The organism is Allofournierella massiliensis, from assembly GCF_964241245.1.
Lineage (GTDB): Bacteria > Bacillota > Clostridia > Oscillospirales > Ruminococcaceae > Allofournierella > Allofournierella massiliensis.
The window spans coordinates 22,017-38,300 of the sequence record NZ_CAXSWZ010000015.1 but is presented as its reverse complement, the minus strand read 5'-3'; the positions used below and the strand labels follow the sequence as shown (position 1 = coordinate 38,300).

General features: G+C 62.0%; 12 protein-coding genes and 1 pseudogene. 5 read left to right on the top strand and 8 right to left on the bottom strand.

Annotated elements, in window-relative coordinates:
• Positions 1–27 precede the first annotated feature (27 nt).
• From ACESYO_RS09400 to ACESYO_RS09390, 3 genes are all read left to right on the top strand, one after another.
• Positions 28–426, top strand: a complete 399-nt coding sequence (locus ACESYO_RS09400) for a DUF3783 domain-containing protein (protein WP_373209854.1) — start codon at positions 28–30, stop codon at positions 424–426.
• A gap of 201 nt (positions 427–627) precedes the next feature.
• A complete protein-coding gene (locus tag ACESYO_RS09395; RefSeq protein WP_058962843.1) occupies positions 628–1,719 on the top strand; it encodes a hypothetical protein in 1,092 nt (363 codons plus the stop codon).
• Between the two features lie 143 nt (positions 1,720–1,862).
• On the top strand, positions 1,863–3,014 hold the full coding sequence (locus ACESYO_RS09390) for an FAD:protein FMN transferase (RefSeq protein WP_373209853.1): 1,152 nt from the start codon (positions 1,863–1,865) through the stop codon (positions 3,012–3,014).
• Positions 3,015–3,084: 70 nt separating this feature from the next.
• On the opposite strand, the gene ACESYO_RS09385 is transcribed toward ACESYO_RS09390, so the two are convergent.
• The 3 genes from ACESYO_RS09385 to ACESYO_RS09375 all read right to left on the bottom strand — a co-directional run bounded on the left by ACESYO_RS09385 (position 3,085) and on the right by ACESYO_RS09375 (position 5,884).
• Complete coding sequence (locus ACESYO_RS09385) at positions 3,085–3,888, bottom strand: ABC transporter ATP-binding protein (RefSeq protein ID WP_373209852.1); 804 nt, start codon at positions 3,886–3,888, stop codon at positions 3,085–3,087.
• A gap of 1 nt (position 3,889) precedes the next feature.
• Positions 3,890–4,795: an ABC transporter permease gene (locus ACESYO_RS09380; protein ID WP_058962846.1), complete on the bottom strand. Its 906-nt coding sequence runs from the start codon at positions 4,793–4,795 to the stop codon at positions 3,890–3,892.
• 69 nt (positions 4,796–4,864) lie between these two features.
• Positions 4,865–5,884: an ABC transporter substrate-binding protein gene (locus ACESYO_RS09375; protein WP_058962887.1), complete on the bottom strand. Its 1,020-nt coding sequence runs from the start codon at positions 5,882–5,884 to the stop codon at positions 4,865–4,867.
• A 710-nt stretch (positions 5,885–6,594) separates the two neighbouring features.
• On the opposite strand from ACESYO_RS09375, the gene ACESYO_RS09370 reads away from it, so the two are divergent.
• Positions 6,595–7,761 (top strand): trigger factor, encoded by a 1,167-nt coding sequence (locus ACESYO_RS09370; protein ID WP_058962847.1) that lies wholly within the window; start codon positions 6,595–6,597, stop codon positions 7,759–7,761.
• A gap of 85 nt (positions 7,762–7,846) precedes the next feature.
• Here the strand turns inward: ACESYO_RS09370 and metA are convergent, their stop codons facing one another.
• From metA to ACESYO_RS09355, 3 genes are read right to left on the bottom strand one after another with little or no spacing between them, the layout of a single operon-like run.
• The gene (metA, locus tag ACESYO_RS09365) at positions 7,847–8,779 is read right to left on the bottom strand and encodes a homoserine O-acetyltransferase MetA (RefSeq protein ID WP_058962848.1); all 933 of its coding nucleotides are present in this window, start codon (positions 8,777–8,779) and stop codon (positions 7,847–7,849) included.
• A complete protein-coding gene (locus ACESYO_RS09360) occupies positions 8,770–10,518 on the bottom strand; it encodes a hypothetical protein (protein ID WP_373209851.1) in 1,749 nt (582 codons plus the stop codon). The genes metA and ACESYO_RS09360 overlap by 10 nt, the downstream gene beginning before the upstream one ends.
• Before the next feature lie 2 nt (positions 10,519–10,520).
• The gene (locus ACESYO_RS09355) at positions 10,521–11,801 is read right to left on the bottom strand and encodes an O-acetylhomoserine aminocarboxypropyltransferase/cysteine synthase family protein (protein WP_058962850.1); all 1,281 of its coding nucleotides are present in this window, start codon (positions 11,799–11,801) and stop codon (positions 10,521–10,523) included.
• A gap of 288 nt (positions 11,802–12,089) precedes the next feature.
• Between ACESYO_RS09355 and ACESYO_RS09350 the strand changes: the two genes are divergently transcribed.
• A complete protein-coding gene (locus ACESYO_RS09350; protein ID WP_373209850.1) occupies positions 12,090–12,467 on the top strand; it encodes an HsmA family protein in 378 nt (125 codons plus the stop codon).
• Positions 12,468–12,791: 324 nt separating this feature from the next.
• Here the strand turns inward: ACESYO_RS09350 and ACESYO_RS09345 are convergent, their stop codons facing one another.
• Both ACESYO_RS09345 and ACESYO_RS09340 read right to left on the bottom strand, forming a co-directional pair.
• The gene (locus tag ACESYO_RS09345; protein ID WP_276870731.1) at positions 12,792–14,801 is read right to left on the bottom strand and encodes an FUSC family protein; all 2,010 of its coding nucleotides are present in this window, start codon (positions 14,799–14,801) and stop codon (positions 12,792–12,794) included.
• Positions 14,798–16,198 (bottom strand): annotated as a pseudogene (locus ACESYO_RS09340) (aldehyde dehydrogenase family protein); the annotation flags it as partial. The pseudogene ACESYO_RS09340 and the gene ACESYO_RS09345, both read right to left, overlap by 4 nt.
• Between the last annotated feature and the right edge of the window lie 86 nt (positions 16,199–16,284).

Here is a 16,284-nt window from a genome sequence, read left to right as displayed (position 1 = left end):
GCCCTGACCGGGCGAAAGGAGCCTTTCATGAAAGCACGCATCCGACCGCTGGCCCCCTGTGCGCTGGTGTGGAACTATTCCGAAACCGAACCCGGCTTTGCCGCCCTGGCCGACGCCTGCCGGGCCGAGGGGCTGGTCCTGATCCCGGTAAGCCCCGCCGATACCGGCCGAACCATCAGCAGCCTGTGCGGGGGCCCCGGCCCCGCCAGCGCCCCCGCCCTTGCCGGAGACTGGCCCGCCGCCCTCATCATGAACGGGCTGGACCGCGCCCGGCTGGACGGCTTTCTCACCCGGCTGCGGGCAGGCGGGGTTTCCATCCCGCTGAAGGCGATGGTCACCCCCACCAACCAGAGCTGGACTCTGGCCGCTCTGCTGAGCGAGCTTGTGCAGGAACGGGATGCCTTTGCCGCCCGTGCCGGTCGATGAACATGCACAAAAAGCGCAATAAATCCATATTTTATGCAAAAAGCGCCGACCTTTATTCATTTTGCAACCAAACTGTCATTTTTTACAGTGCTCTTTTACATTGACAAACATCTATCAGGAAATTATAATAAAGCTGTTTCCCGCTGCAATACAGGCGGGTCATGTTTGTGCGATTTTATTATCGAGAGGAGTAACAACATCATGAAAAAAGCTATTGCTTTGGTCATGGCTGCCTGCCTGGCTTTCGGTCTGGTAGCCTGCGGCGGCGCTTCCAGCACCGCTACTTCCACTTCCACCGCTTCTTCTGCTGCCTCCACTTCCGAGGCCGCTTCCTCCGAGGCTGCTTCCTCTGAGGCCGCTGCCACCGAGGCTGGCGTGAAGACCGGTATGGCCATCGTTTCCAGCACCAGCGTGTCCGACGCTGACGCCGATGCTGACGGCAAGGCTCAGGTTGACAGCACCGCCGCCGCCGTTCTGGTTGGCGAGGACGGCAAGATCATCAGCTGCAAGCTGGATGTTGCCCAGAACAAGGTTGCCGTTAAGGCTGACGGTTCCTTCGACACCACCGCTACCTTTAAGTCCAAGCAGGAGCTGAAGGAAGACTACAACATGAAGGGTGCTTCCGGCATCGGCAAAGAGTGGTACGAGCAGGCCAACGCCTTCGCTGAGTACGTGGTTGGCATGACCGCTGAGGAAGTTCGCGCCATCGAAGTTGGCGGCGACCACAACGGCCCCACCGACGCTGACATCGCTGCTTCCTGCACCATGAACGTGACCGACTTCATTGAGGCCATTGCTCAGGCTACCGAGAACGCTCAGGTTCTGGGCGCTTCCGCTGACGACACCCTGGCTCTGGGTCTGTCCACCGAGTTCAGCTCTTCCGCTGTTCTGCCCGCCGACAACGAGGGCGAGGGTCTGGTTCAGACCGATACCACCTACGCTGCCGTGACCACCGACGCTGACGGCAAGATCACCAGCAGCATCTGGGATTGCACCCAGGCCAAGTTCAACACCACCGAAGAGGGTGTTGTAACCGCTAAGGACGAGACCATCGTTCCCAAGCAGACCCAGAAGGAAGCTTACGGCATGACCAACGCTTCCGAGATCGGCAAGGAGTGGTACGAGCAGGCCAACGCCTACGCTGCTTGGCTGGTTGGCAAGACCGCTGACGAGGTTGCCGCTGTTGAGACCAACGCCGAGGGCCACAATGGTCCCACCGACGCCGACATCGCTGCTTCCTGCACCATGGACGTTCGCGAGTTCAACAACGCTGTTGCCAAGGCTCTGGCCTGATCAGCAGCTTGCGCATCACGGCGTGATCTGTTAAAATGAAAAAACGGCCAGGCCCCGGCGGTCTGGCCGTTTTCTGTTTTTTCTATCCGGGCACGCCCTTCGGTGCGGGGCCCGAATCTTCACACGGAGGATTTTTTGTTGCTATGGTAAAACGCCTTCTCTGCGCGGGATGCGCCGCTGTGCTGCTGGCCGCTTCGCTGGCCGGCTGCGGCAGCACCGCTTCCCCGTCCGCTTCCGCCTCTTCGGCCGCTTCGGCCAGCGCCGACCCGGCCATGGCCGGCTGGGAAAAATACACCGCCAGCTGGTACGATGTGTTCGACACCGTGACCACCGTAATCGGCTACGCATCCAGCGAGGAGGAATGGGACCGGCAGATGGACGTCCTGCATCAGGATCTGGCCGAGTACCACCAGCTGTACGATATCTACAACCACTACGAGGGTGTGACCAATCTGTACGATCTGAACCACAGCGCCGCGCAGGGGCCTGTGGCGGTGGATCAGCGGATCATGGATCTTCTGGTGGAATCCAGGGAGATGTACAAGACCACCAGCGGCCAGATGAACGTGGCCTTCGGTGCGGTGTTGAGCATCTGGCACGATTATCGGGAAGCGGGCCTGAACGACCCGGACAGCGCCCAGCTGCCCCCCATGGAGCAGCTGACCGCCGCCAGCGAGCATTGCAGCATCGACGATCTGGTGCTGGATGAAGAGGCCGGTACCGTCTACTTTGCCGACGATCAGCTGCAGCTGGACGTGGGCAGCGTGGGCAAGGGCTACGCGGTGGAAATGGTGGCCCGGGCCGCCGAAGAGCGGGGCCTTGCCAGCGCCATTCTCAGCGTGGGCGGCAACGTGCGCACCATCGGCCACAAGCCGGACGGCAGCCGGTGGACTGCCGGCATTCAGGATCCCTGGGCCTCGGCAGAGCTGGCCGGTCAGGTGGTGAACGATGCGCCCTATCTGGTGTCCGTTTACATGGAGGACATGGCGCTGGTGACCAGCGGCGACTACCAGCGCTTCTATGAGGTGGACGGCGAACGCTACAACCACATCATCGACCCGGACACTCTGATGCCTGCGGACCACTTCTCCGCCGTGGCGGTGCTGGTGCCGGATTCCGGTCTGGGCGACTGTTTGTCCACCGGCCTGTTCTGCCTGTCGCTGGAGGACGGGCAGGCGCTGGTGGAAAGCCTGGACGGTGTGGAGGCCATGTGGATGCTGAAGGACGGCTCGGTGGTCTACTCCACCGGCTTCGGCGATTCCGTCAAGGCCACGCTGGAGGGCTACGAGCACTGATCGCATGAAAAAAATCCCTCTGGAAATTTTTTCAGAGGGATTTTTCTTTTGCTTATTCTTTTTCTTTTGCTTATTCGCCGGAAAGCAGAATCCGGTCGTCGTCCAGCTGCCTGCCCGCGTTTTCCCGGAACAGCCGCAGCAGATCCTCCACCGAAAGGCCGGCCCGCTGCTCGCCCTTCAGATCCAGCACGATGCGGCCGGAGTCCATCATCAGGGTGCGGTTGCCCAGCTCCAGCGCGCTTTGCATGTTGTGGGTGATCATCAGGCAGGTGATCCGGTTTTCCGCCACGATGCGCTGGGTCAGCTCCAGCACCTTGTCGGCGGTGGCCGGATCCAGCGCGGCGGTGTGCTCATCCAGCAGCAGCAGCTTGGGGGTGACCAGCGTGGCCATGAGCAGGGTCAGCGCCTGCCGCTGGCCACCGCTCAGAAGGCCCACCGGCTGGCTCATCCGATCCTCAAGGCCAAGGCCCAGACCGGCCAGCTTTTCCCGGAACAGCGCCCGCTCGGCCTTGCCGATGCGGCCGAAGCTGGCGCCCTTGCCGCTGGCCCGCAGATAGGCCAGCGCCAGATTCTCCTCAATGGTCATGCGGGGTGCGGTACCCCGCAGCGGATCCTGGAACAGGCGGCCGATCTGGCGGCTGCGCCGGTGCTCCTTTTCAAAGGTGATGTCCCTGCCGTCCAGCACAATGCGGCCGCTGTCGGTGAAGAAGCTGCCCGCAATGGCGCCGAACAGGGTGCTCTTGCCCGCGCCGTTGGAGCCCACGATGGCGGCAAAGTCCCCCGGCTCCAGATGCAGGCTCAGCCCGTTCAGCGCGTGCTTTTCGTTCACGGTACCGGGCGAGAAGATCTTGCTCAGATTTTCCAGATACAGCATCTCAACGGCCCCCTTTCTGTTTTGCGGCGGCTTTGCGCTTTTCCAGCCGCAGCCGATCCGCCAGTGCGGGCCAGCCGATGGCCACCGCCACGATCACCGCGCTGATCAGCTTCAGGTTTGCGGGGTTGGCGCTGGCCCGCAGGGCAAACACCATCAGCACCCGGTAGATCACCGAGCCCACAATGGCCCCGGCGATGCAGCGGCCCACGCCGCCCCGGCGCACCACCACCTCACCGATGATCAGGCTGGCAAGGCCGATGACCACCACGCCGGTGCCCAGGCTCAGGTTGCTGGACATCTGGTACTGGGCCAGCACGCCGCCCGCCAGCGCGGTGAGACCGTTGGCCAGACACAGACCCACGGTGATGGTGAAGGAGGGGTCGATGGAAGAAGCGGAGACCATATCCCGGTTGTCGCCGGTGGCCCGGATGGAAAGGCCCAGCTGGGTCTTTAAGAACAGCGCCAGCAGCACGCCCACCACGCAGGTAATGAGGGCCACGGTGATCAGCTTGCCGTAGCTTTCGCCCAGCAAAGCCTGGGTGTAGGTGAAGATGGTGTCCACCTTCAACAGGGGCAGGTCGGCCCGGCCGCCCATCACCCACAGGTTCACGGTGTACAGGCCGGTCATGGTGATGATGCCCGCCAGAATCGCCTGAATTTTAAGCCGGGTATGCAGGAATGCGGTGACAAAGCCCGCCGCAAGGCCCGCGGCAAAACCGCCCACAAGGCCCAGCACCGGCTGGCCCACACTGCACAGCGCGGCGCTCACCGCGCAGCCCAGCACGAAGGTGCCGTCGGTGGTCAGGTCGGCAATGTCCAGCGTCCGGTAGGACAGATACAGCGCGAGGGCGACCAGAGCGTAGATGAAGCCCTGTTCCACCGCCCCCTGCAGCAGCATGATGCTCATAACTTGATTCTCCCTTTCAACACACGGATGGCCCGCCGCTTTTGGCGGTGGGCACGGATGCTCCGGTTTTTACTCCACGCTCACATAGCCCTCGCCGGACAGATCAAACACATTGGGGTCAATGCCCAGCTCCCTGGCGGTGGTGGTGTTCACGGTCACGATGCCGTCGTCCATCACCTGCACCGGCATGGTGGCCGGATCCTCGCCCTGCAGCACCTGCACCGCCATCTGGGCGGTCAGCTGGCCGAGCTTTGTGTAGTTGACGCCGGTGGTGGCAAGGCCGCCGTCCCGCACCATGCTGTCCGCCGCGGTGTATACCGGCACGCCGCCCTTGATGGCCTCGTCCGCCAGCACGCTCATGGCGCTGGCCACCGTGTTGTCGATGGGCACGAAGATGGCGTCCACGCCCTTGCTCACCAGATTCTGGGCGGCCATCTGCACCTCACCGGGGGTGGTGACGGTGCTCTCCACCGCCTCGATGCCCTTTTCCCGCAGCGCCGGGCGCAGGCCCTCGATGGTAGTGACGCTGTTGGTTTCGGCCAGATTATAAATGAGGCCGATGGTCTTGGTATCCGGGTTGTTGGCCAGCACCAGATCCAGAATCTTCGCGGTGTCGATGTAATCGGAGGTACCGGTCATGTTTTCGCCCGGCTCCTCCATGCTCTTGGCCAGCTGGGCCGCCACCGGATCGGTGACCGCGCTGTACACCAGCGGAATGTCGGTGCCCTGCACCGCCGCGGCCGCCGCAGTGGCCGCCGGGGTGGCGATGGGGATGATCAGGTCAACTTGATCCGACACGAACATCTTGCAGATGTCGTTGATGGTGGCCGCGTCGCCCTGACCATTCTTCAGCTCCACGTTAACGGTCACGCCGGCGGCCTGCGCCTGCTGCTCCAGCTCGGACTGGATGGCGGCGGCGATCTCGTCCAGGCTGGAATGGCTGGTGTACTGTAAAATCCCCACGGTGTAGTCTGCCTGCTGGCCGTTGTCCACGGCAACGGATGCGGATGCGGAAGCGGCTGCGCCGCAGCCGGCGAAGCTCAGCGCCAGAGCGGCGGCGGTAAACAGGGCGGTCAGTTTACATTTCATATTTTTCATGGTCGGTTGTTCCTTTCTTTCTGGTCACAGGTGGATGAGCGTATTCTTTTCAACATCCCGCCCGCCATCGTGTGGAAAACCGGTTGTTTTCGGCATAGCGTTTCATGCGTGTGCCCTCCTTTGGTGCATCGTGGTCGTGTAGCCGCCGGGGCAAAAAACAAAAGGACCTGTTCATTGCCCATGGCGATGCCATGAGCAAGGACAGGTCCTGAATAACTTCAAAACTTGCGGTGCCACCTTGCTTGCTTCCAAAAAGCGGAAGCCACCTCACCGGGCGCCAACACGCCCTACCTCTGTAACGGGAGATCCCGGCTCAGGCTACTGAAACCGCGTTCGTTCGCCCTGCCCTCGGCGGCCCATTTCAGGCCTTTCGGCCCCCTGCCCCGCTCTCTGCCCGGTTCCCAGCATCCCGGACTCTCTGGAAGTGCGCTGTGCAGTTTTATCTCCGCCTCATCGGTTTAGGCTCATTAAACCACAGGCCGCCCGGTTTGTCAAGAGCATTTTAACAATTTAATGTAAAAAAGCGTTTTGTGTGTTTCTTTTCGGAAATATTACATTTTGTACAATAAAACAGATGTGTAAATTTTGGCTCAACCACTGGCCCCAAGGCCCCGGGTGGTGTATAATAATAAATGCTCTGTTGCAAAAACAAACCAAAAGGGGGAGCAGTTTCTCCCCTTCAGAATCAGGAGGAAATTCCGTTGAAACATGCAATGATCCGTTTGGCCGCTCTGGCCCTGGCCATTTCCATGGCGGCCGGTCTCACCGCCTGCGGCGGTTCCGCTGCTTCCGGCAGCACCAGCGCCAGCTCTTCCGCCGCGTCTGACTCTTCTTCCACCAGCGCCGCTTCTCAGGTGGAGATCGAGTACTCCAAGAACCTGACCGAGGACGGCAAGTGGGTGGACATCAATCTGACCGATTATGTGACCCTGCCGGACTACAAGAACATCACCATCCCCGCTGACGAGATCAACCCCACCGAGGAGGATCTGGAGAGCCAGCGTCAGGCTTTTGTGGAGCAGTACGCCACCCCCACCGAGATCACCGACCGTGCCGTTGAGGACGGCGACCAGGTGAACATCGACTACGTGGGCAGCGTGGACGGTGTGGAGTTCACCGGCGGCAACACCAATGGCGCCGGCACCACCGTGACCGCCGGTTCCACCGCCTATGTGGATGATTTCCTGACCCAGATCATCGGCCATACGCCCGGCGAGACCTTCGACGTGGTGGTTACCTTCCCCGATGACTACAACGATTCCACCGACGCCGACGGCAACACCATCGTTCTGGCCGGCAAGGAAGCCGTGTTCAAGACCACCATCAACTACATCGAGGGCGACCCCATCTATCCCGAGTTCAACGATGCCTTCGTGACCGAGAACCTGCAGAGCCAGTACGGCTGGACCACTGCCGATCAGGCCAACGAGGAGATCAAGAACACCCTGACCGAGTACAACAAGGCCCAGTACCTGCAGAACTACCTGCTGGAGAACGCCCAGGTGAAGGAAGTTCCCGAGGTGATCACCAACACCCTGCTGGAGCATGAGGAAGCCAACCTGACCAACACCGCCGCCACCAACGGCCTGCCCGTGGAATACCTGCTGATGATGTACGGCTACGAGAGTCTGGATGCCTTCCGTGAGGACTTCAAGACCCAGTACACCGATCAGATCAAGCTGCAGATGATCTACGAGGCCATCGCGGACGCCGAAGGCCTGCAGCCCACCGAGGACGACCTGAAGGACGTATTCGGCGACAACTACGATCTGGCGCTGGAGACCTACGGCGGCACCGCCTACCCCATGCACCAGCTGCGCATCGACAACGGCTACAACTTCGTGATGGAGAACGCCACCGTGGCCTGATTGCCGCTCGATTCCATGCAATAACAAAGCCGCCCGCCGGAAATTTTCCGGCGGGCGGCTTTTTGCTGTTGTTTGTGCGAAGGGCTCAGTTCTCCTCCACCCGGGCCAGTTGGGCCAGGTCGTAGGGGGTATCCTGATACACATAGTAGTTCAGCCAGTTGGTGTAAAGCAGGAAGGCATGGGCCCGCCAGCGGTAAAGCGGCTCTTTGGCAGGGTCGTCGTCCGGGTAGTAGTTTTTGGGCGGCTGGATGGGCAGCCCCTTGTCCACATCCCGGCGATACTCCGCATCCAGCGTGAACTTTTCGTATTCCGGATGGCCGGTCACGAAAATCTGCCGGCCGGACTCGGTGCTCATCAGGTAGACGCCCGCCTCGTCGCTCTCGGCCAGAATGCGCAGCGCACCGCAGGCCTCGATCTGGTCCCGCCGCACGCCGGTGTGCCGGGAGTGTGGGGCGTAAAACACCTCGTCAAAGCCCCGCACCAGCGGGTTCGCGGGCCGCAGCACCCGATGGGGAAACACACCGAACATCTTCTGGGGCAGCAGCTCCTTCTGGATCCCAAAGTGGTAATACAGCGCCGCCTGTGCGCCCCAGCACACATGCAGGGTGGAATACACATTGGTTTTGGAAAATTCCATGATGCGGCACAGCTCCGGCCAGTAGTCCACCTCTTCAAAGGGCAGCTTTTCCACCGGCGCGCCGGTGATGATCATGCCGTCGAACCGCTGGTCCTTCACCTCGTCGAAGGTCTTGTAAAAGGCGGAAAGATGCTCGCCCGCCACATGGGTGGCCGCATGGCTGGCGGTGTGCAGCAGGGTCAGCTCCACCTGAATGGGGCTGTTGGCCAGCAGCCGGGCCAGCTGGGTCTCGGTGGCAATTTTGGTGGGCATCAGGTTCAGCGCCAGAATCCGCAGCGGGCGGATCTGCTGGCTTTCGGCCCGCTGGCAGTGCATTACAAATACGTTTTCCTGCCCCAGCGCCGTATAGGCGGGCAGGTTTTGCGGGATGATCAGCGGCATGGCTCGCTCACTCCTTTGGTTTGATCGTCCGGCACGCCGCCCTCCAGCGCAAAGAACAGCGCAGAGGGCACGGCCAGCAGAAAGGTGGGCAGCAGATAGCGGATCTCGTTGGTGGACGCTGCCACCACCACCGAGGCAATGTTGCACACCACCGGCAGCAGCGCGGGCCAGCGGCGCAGCATACCCCGCCCGCTGCCGCAGAAAAAGGCCACGGCCATCGCCGCCAGACAGAACACATGGCTGAAGGGCCCAAGGCCCCGGTCCAGCCGCCACACATTGGTGTTGTTGCGCAGAATCTCGGTGGTGCACAGCCAGGGATTCTGCAAAAACAGCTCCAGATACAGCCGCAGAATCTCCTTCGGGTTCTGCCCCGCGGCCAGAATGAACAGGTTGTTGAACACATCGTTCACACCCTGGCTGTCCTCCAGAAGGGGCGCGAACCGGGCTTCCCGCTCGCTGGGCGTATAGCTGCCCAGGTCCCGGGTCCAGCAAAGGCGCTGGGCACGGGTGAAGTGGGCCGTGTCCGGGTTTTCCAGGCAGTGGGCCACATAGTCCATGGGCAGAAGCTCTTCCATGCGGCGGCGCTGTTCCTCGCTCATCTCGCCGCCCCGCTGATCCACTGCCACAATACCGGTGGCATACACCTGCACCGCAAAGCCGTTGGCCGGGTGCTGCACCCCCAGAAGGGGCGCGGCCACGCCGTCCACCGCGAAGATGCAGGCGGCGCACACCGCCACGGTGGCCAGCAGACCTTTCTGCCGGCGGTAAATTCCCCGCGCCAGCAGCCACAGCCCCGCCGCCAGCACCAGCACAAAGCCGTTGTGGCGGAACAGGCCGGTGAAGGCCAGCGCAGCGCCAAAGCCGATCCGATGGGGCCAGGAAAAGCGCAGATCCCCCGCCAGAAGCCGCATGATGTAATAGAGCACCACACCGGCACAGAGGGCGGCGGGTAGATCCTTGATGGGGCTTGCCGCCGCCTGGCCCACCACCGGGCCAAGGCAGCCGCCGCACAGGCAGGCCGCAATGCCGAACAGCCCCATGCCCCGCCGGTAGAACCGGGCGGCAAAGGCGGTGAGCAGCCCGGCCAGCGTCAGCAGCTGCACCGCCACCAGCAGCCCCGGCTGCCCGCCCGCAAGGCCCAGCAGCAACGTGTGGGCCAGGGTGTGCACGTCGTTCAGGGGCAGCTCGCCCCGCAGCATCTCCAGCTGGTATTCCAGATCAAAGCTGCTCTCGTAGGGAAATACCCTCGCCCAGTAAAGGGCCAGCGGAACCAGCACCGCCAGAAAGAACCACAGCCCCGGGAAAGCCGGGCGGGTGGTTTCACGGGCCGAACGGGCCTTCCGGGCCATCCGGCGCAGCGCGCAGACCAGCGGCGGGCCAATCAGCATCCCCAGCACAAGGCCGAGGGCAAGGCCCTTGTAAACCGGCCAGTACCAGGCGGCATAGTAAGCGTCCGCAATGGGCTCCAGCAGCATCACCGCCGCCAGAACGGCCCCCAGCGCCAGCGTGGGCAGAAGCCAGCCCCGGCCCTTCCAGCTTTCGGCCCAGAAGGAGGGCTTCCACCATTGCCCGGCCACCGCCGCAGCTGCCAGAGCCAGCGCCCCGGCCAGCCAGGGATGGCCCAGCGCCAGCAGGCCGGCACAGCCCCAACCGCACAAAACGCCCGGCACCAGTGCCCGGAGAACTCCGGGCGCCGGCGGGGCGCAGTGCGCTGCCAGTTTGTGCAGCGTCTTGTTCATTCTTATACCTGCTCCAGAGCCTGAGCGATATCCTCGATCAGATCCTGCGCATCCTCCAGACCGCAGGACATACGCACCAGATCCGCGCCCACACCGGCGGCGGCCAGCTCGGCGTCGTTCATCTGGCGGTGGGTGCTGCTGGCGGGATGCAGGATGCAGGTGCGGGCATCGGCCACATGGGTCTCAATGGCGCCCACCTTCAGGTGCTTCATGAACACCTCGGCAGCGGCGCGGCCGCCCTTGATGCCAAAGCTCACCACGCCGCAGCTGCCATTCGGCAGATACTTCTGGGCCAGGTCGTAATACTTGTTGCCGGGCAGGCTGCAGTAGTTCACCCAGCTGATCTTGGGATGCTGCTCCAGATAGGTGGCCACGGCCAGCGCGTTCTCGCAGTGGCGCTTCATGCGCACATGCAGGCTCTCCAGGCCCAGGTTCAGGATGAAGGCGCTCTGGGGGCTCTGTACGCTGCCCAGATCGCGCATCAGCTGGGCGGTGGCCTTGGTGATGTAGGCGCCGGCCAGACCAAAACGCTCGGTGTAGGTCACGCCGTGGTAGCTCTCGTCCGGGGTGCACAGGCAGGCGAACTTCTCCGGGTAGGCGGTCCAGTCGAACTTGCCGCTGTCCACAATGCAGCCGCCCACGGCAGCACCGTGGCCGTCCATGTACTTGGTGGTGGAATGGGTCACGATGTCCGCGCCCCACTCGAAGGGCCGGCAGTTCACCGGGGTGGCAAAGGTGTTGTCCACGATCAGGGGCACGCCGTGGGCGTGGGCCGCCTTGGCGAACTTCTCAATGTCCAGCACGGTCAGCGCGGGGTTGGCGATGGTCTCGCCAAACACGGCCTTGGTGTTGGGCCGGAAGGCGGCGTTCAGCTCCTCCTCGGTGCAGTCCGGGTCCACAAAGGTAACCTCGATGCCCATGCGCTTCATGGTCACCGCAAACAGGTTGTAGGTGCCGCCGTAGATGCTGGCGCTGCTCACCACATGGTCGCCGCAGCCGGCAATGTTGAACACGGCGTAGAAATTGGCCGCCTGGCCGCTGCCGGTGAGCATGGCGGCAGTGCCGCCCTCCAGCTCGCAGATCTTGGCCGCCACATGGTCGCAGGTGGGGTTCTGCAGGCGGCTGTAGAAATAGCCGGATGCCTCCAGGTCAAACAGCTTGCCCATGTCCTCGCTGGTATCGTATTTAAACGTGGTGCTCTGGATGATGGGAATCTGGCGGGGTTCGCCGTTGCCGGGGGTGTAGCCGCCCTGGACGCATTTGGTATTGAAACGAAGATCCATGATCGTTTTCCTCTCTTCTTTCATTGGAATTGCGGCGCCGAAAAACAGACCGTATATCCAGTATTTTACTGGATTAAAGCACATCTTGCAAGAGCCCGGCCCCCTGCCGGAGCAAAAACCTTTTGCAGGAACCGGCCAATTTTCCTGAACAATGTTCACAATCGTTCGTATCTTGTGCCTTTTTTCGGTTTTTGCATTGACAGCACGTCGGGATCCGGCTATAATGAACATCGTTCAATATCAATCCCGGGCCCTTTGGCCCCTTTCATTCAGAGAGGAGAACCAACCATGACCACTCAGCTGATTGCTGCCATTGTTGCCATCACCCTTGCGCTGTGCTTTTACACCGTGGGCGTATTTTCCGAGCGCCGGGCCCACAGCCTGCAAAAGCGCCATGTGATTCTGTTCTGGTGCGGCCTTGTGTTCGACACCACCGGCACCACCATCATGTCCACCATGGCCCACGGCTCCGGCCTGCTGAGCCCCCACGGCATTACCGGCGCGCTGGCCATCGTGCTCATGCTGTTCCATGCGGTGTGGGCCACGCTGGTGTATGCCCGCGGCAACGCCGAAAAGCAGCAGAGCTTCCACCGGTTCAGCATCGTGGTGTGGCTGATCTGGCTGATTCCCTATGTGCTGGGCATGTTCCTGGGCATGCAGGGCTGACGAAACGAACCCCATAAATCAAAACCACCGGCTTAGCCGGTGGTTTGAGTAAGCCCTATAAGGGCATTATACTAGCAAAGCCCCTTAAGGGGCCACGAAAAATTCTGCCATCTGCATTTCTTGCCCTACGGCTCGTAAACGAGCAAAATCCCAAAACCATATTTTCTCTCTATATGGTAGGCAATTAGTTTGTCATCTCGCTTCGCTCGCAAACTAAATGCTAAAGCAAGTAATTCGCACCAGCGTAGCTGGTGGTTGCTTTACACTCAAACGGCAAAAGCAGCCGTGCGGAAAACACCGCACGGCTGCTTTTCGTTTTTGTATTCACGGGTTCGCCTTGCTCTCCATCAGATCGTTCATCTGGCGCAGAGTCTGCAGGCAGTTCACTGCCAGTGTATTGAAGTAAAGGCTGTCCTCCAGGCGGCCAAAGGCCTGGGGGCTTCGGCCGGTATCGAAGAAGGGCACCAGCTCGTTTTTTGTGTAGCTCAGCTTGATGCGCAGAATTGCGTCCTCCAGGTTGTCCAGCACCTCGGCGGCCATCCGGCTGTAACCGGTGTTCAGCAGATGGGGCCGGCTGCGCAGATAGGCGTTGATCTGCTCGATCTCACTGACCAGCTGCCGGTTCATGGGCAGCATCTGGCTGTAAAATTCCTGTTCGGAGCGGTTCATCCCCTTCAGCCCGGTCTGGATCTCGTTTTCCACCAGATGAGAGCGCACCATCCGTTCCCGCATCCGGTTGGGGTCGTAGGCGCCGGTGCGGCAGTATTCCCGCACCTGAGCCAGCATGCTCAGGTCCAGCTCGAACAGCTCCTCCACGCTTTTGGAAAACTCCCGCCCGGCGGTGTTGGGCAGCAGGAACCGGTTGGCCAGCGCCGCGGTAACGGCTGCCAGCGCCACATAGGCCAGCCGCAGCGTCACCGATTCCATCAGCCCCAGCCGCATCTGGGCCAGCGTCATGCCGTAGCAGGTGCTGTATACCGTCATGGTCCAGGAGGTAACCGGCGCGTAGTACATGAAGCAGGTCATCACCGCCATGATGAGGATGTATTCCGGCATGGTGTGGAACAGCGACATCAGCAGCACCGACACCACCGCGCCGCCCAGCGTGCCCCGAATACGGTTGCCGATCTTCATCCGGCTCTCCTCCGCGTAGGGCATCAGCATCAGGAAGGCGGTCATGGGGTACCAGTAGGCGTGCTCCAGCCCGGTGAGCCACACAAAGCCGAAGCCCAGGCACAGCACGGCGGACAGGCGCACCGCAAACCGGTTGGTGAACTGATCCAGCCCGAAGGCATAGCGCACAGCCTTCACCTTGTTCTGGTCACCGGGCAGCGCCCAGTCCTTCTGCGGGCGGGTCGGGTGCACCTGCTCCAGCGCCTGAAGCGCCACACCGAACACCCGCAGAATCTCGCCCATGGCCTCCTTCTGCCGCTCATCCTTCAGGCCCGGCTCACTGCGCAGCTGCTCCAGCTGCGCCCGCAGCGCCGAATTTTCCGGCCCGTTCAGCTCCCGTTCCGCCCGGCGGAACAGCTCGGCCAGCCGCAGAAGCCAGTCCGCGTCCGCCGCGTCGGGCACCTGGCCCGGCGTGACGAAATGATCGGTGAAATAATAGAATCGCTGGAACACCAGCATGAACAGATAATTCACCTTGCCGTAGCCGTTGGCCAGATAGGTATAGCCCCGGCTGCCATAGATCACCTGATTCATGTGGATCAGCATGGGCGGCAGCGCGTCGTGCTCGGCGCTCACGCTCTCGCCCCGGGCCAGCTTTTCCAGCTGGCGGCACAAATTGTCCATACCTTTTCGCACGGTTCCGAAGTGCCTGCGCCGATGGATGATTTTCGCGTGGAGCCACAGCGCAAGCGTTACCACCGAAAGGCCGTAGACCAGCACCCCCAGCTGCACCGGCAGCTGCTCCGGCTCCACCGGAACCAGCTGCAGAAAAACGAACTCCATACCGTAGGCAAAATAGGCCTTGGGGCTGAACTTGGAGCTGAGCAGATACACCAGCACAAAGGGTACCACCAGATTCAGCGCCAGCGCCCACCACAGGCCCCGCCCGGCCGCAAAGGCCGCCAGGCACACCAGCACCATCTGCACCGCGGTGCGTGCCATCTCCCGGGGGCGGAAATCCTGCCGGTGACGGGTGCGGAACACCAGCGTCAGAAAAGAAGTCATCACCACATAGCGCACCCCGAAGATGCCCCAGATGCTGAACAGCAGCGTGAGCGAAACCAGAATGGTGGGCAGCGCCGCCGCCCATTTCGCCCGGATGGACGGCAGCCGCCTGCTGGTGAACTCCTTCCAGAAGGCAGCCCACCTGCTCCCGCTCATCGCATCAGACGGCGCACGGTGCGCTCGCCTTTTTCGGTAAAGGGCGGGAACGCAACGCGCATGGGGAAAAGCCCCCGCCGCAGCACGCTGCGCTGGTGGGAAAAGGTGAGAAAGCCCGCCTGCCCGTGGTAATTGCCCATGCCGGACTGACCCATCCCGCCAAAGGGCAGATCCGGGTCCAGAATATGGCCGATGGTGTCGTTCACGCTCACGCCGCCGCTGGCAGTGGAATCCAGCACCCGGCGCACCAGCGCCTTATCCCGGCTGAACACATACAAGGCCAGCGGCTTCTCGCCTTTGTTAATGATCTCCAGCGCCCCGTTCAGGTCGTCATAAGCGAACACCGGCAGCAGCGGGCCGAACAGCTCCTCCTGCATGCAGGCCGCGTCCATGCTGTTTGGGCAGAGGATGGTGGGCTCGATGTACCGGTCGGCTTCGTCCACCCGGCCGCCGAACCGGATGGCTTCCCTGTCCGCTTCCAGAATGCGGCCAAGCCGCCGGATGTGGCCTTCGTTCACGATGCGGCCGTAGTCCGGGCTTTTCTGGGCATCCGGGCCGTAGAAGCGCCGGATGGCCGATTGCAGCCCCTGCAGAAATTCTTCCTGAATGCTCCGGTCCACCAGCACATAGTCCGGCGCCACACAGGTCTGGCCCGCATTCATCAGCTTGCCCCACACGATGCGCTCACAGGCGGTGGCAAGATGGGCATCCCTTGCCACGATCACCGGGCTTTTGCCGCCCAGCTCCAGCGTCACCGGCACCAGATTTTCCGCGGCGGCCTGCATCACGATGCGGCCCACCCGGGGGCTGCCGGTGAAGAAGATGTAATCAAAGCGGCTGTGCAGCATCAGGGTGTTGTTCTCGATGCCCGCAGGCACGCAGCACACATACTCCGGCGGGAAGGTCTCGGCCAGCATGGCCGAAACCGCCTCGGCCACATGGGGGGTGAGCTCGGAGGGGCTGACCACTGCGCAGTTGCCTGCCGCCAGCGCCTCGGCCAGCGGCTCCAGCAGCAGCTGCACCGGGTAGTTGTAGGGGCCCAGAATGTACACGCAGCCGTAGGGCACCGGCTCCACCCGGCTGCGCCCCGGAAACAGCTGCACGGGCGCGAATTTTGCGCGGGGCTTCATCCAGCGGGCCAGATGGCGGCGGATGTGAGAGATGCCCGCCAGCACCATGCCGATTTCGCTGGTGTAGCTCTCGAACCGGCTCTTGCCCAGATCCTCCTTCAGGGCCGCTTCCAGTGCCGGGGCATGCCGCTCCAGCGCCTTGTACAGCGCCTGCAGCTGCCGCAGCCGGAATTCCAGCGGACGGGTGGCTCCGGTGGCAAAATATGTTTTCTGTGCGTCCAGAAGCGCACGGGCGGATGTTTCGTTCAGTCGTTCAGTTTTCATGAAGTTCTCCTGATTCCTGCCTGTTTTATATGGTTATCGTCTTTTTTACTATACCATAAACACCCAAACAAGACAAAGCCGCCCCCTGC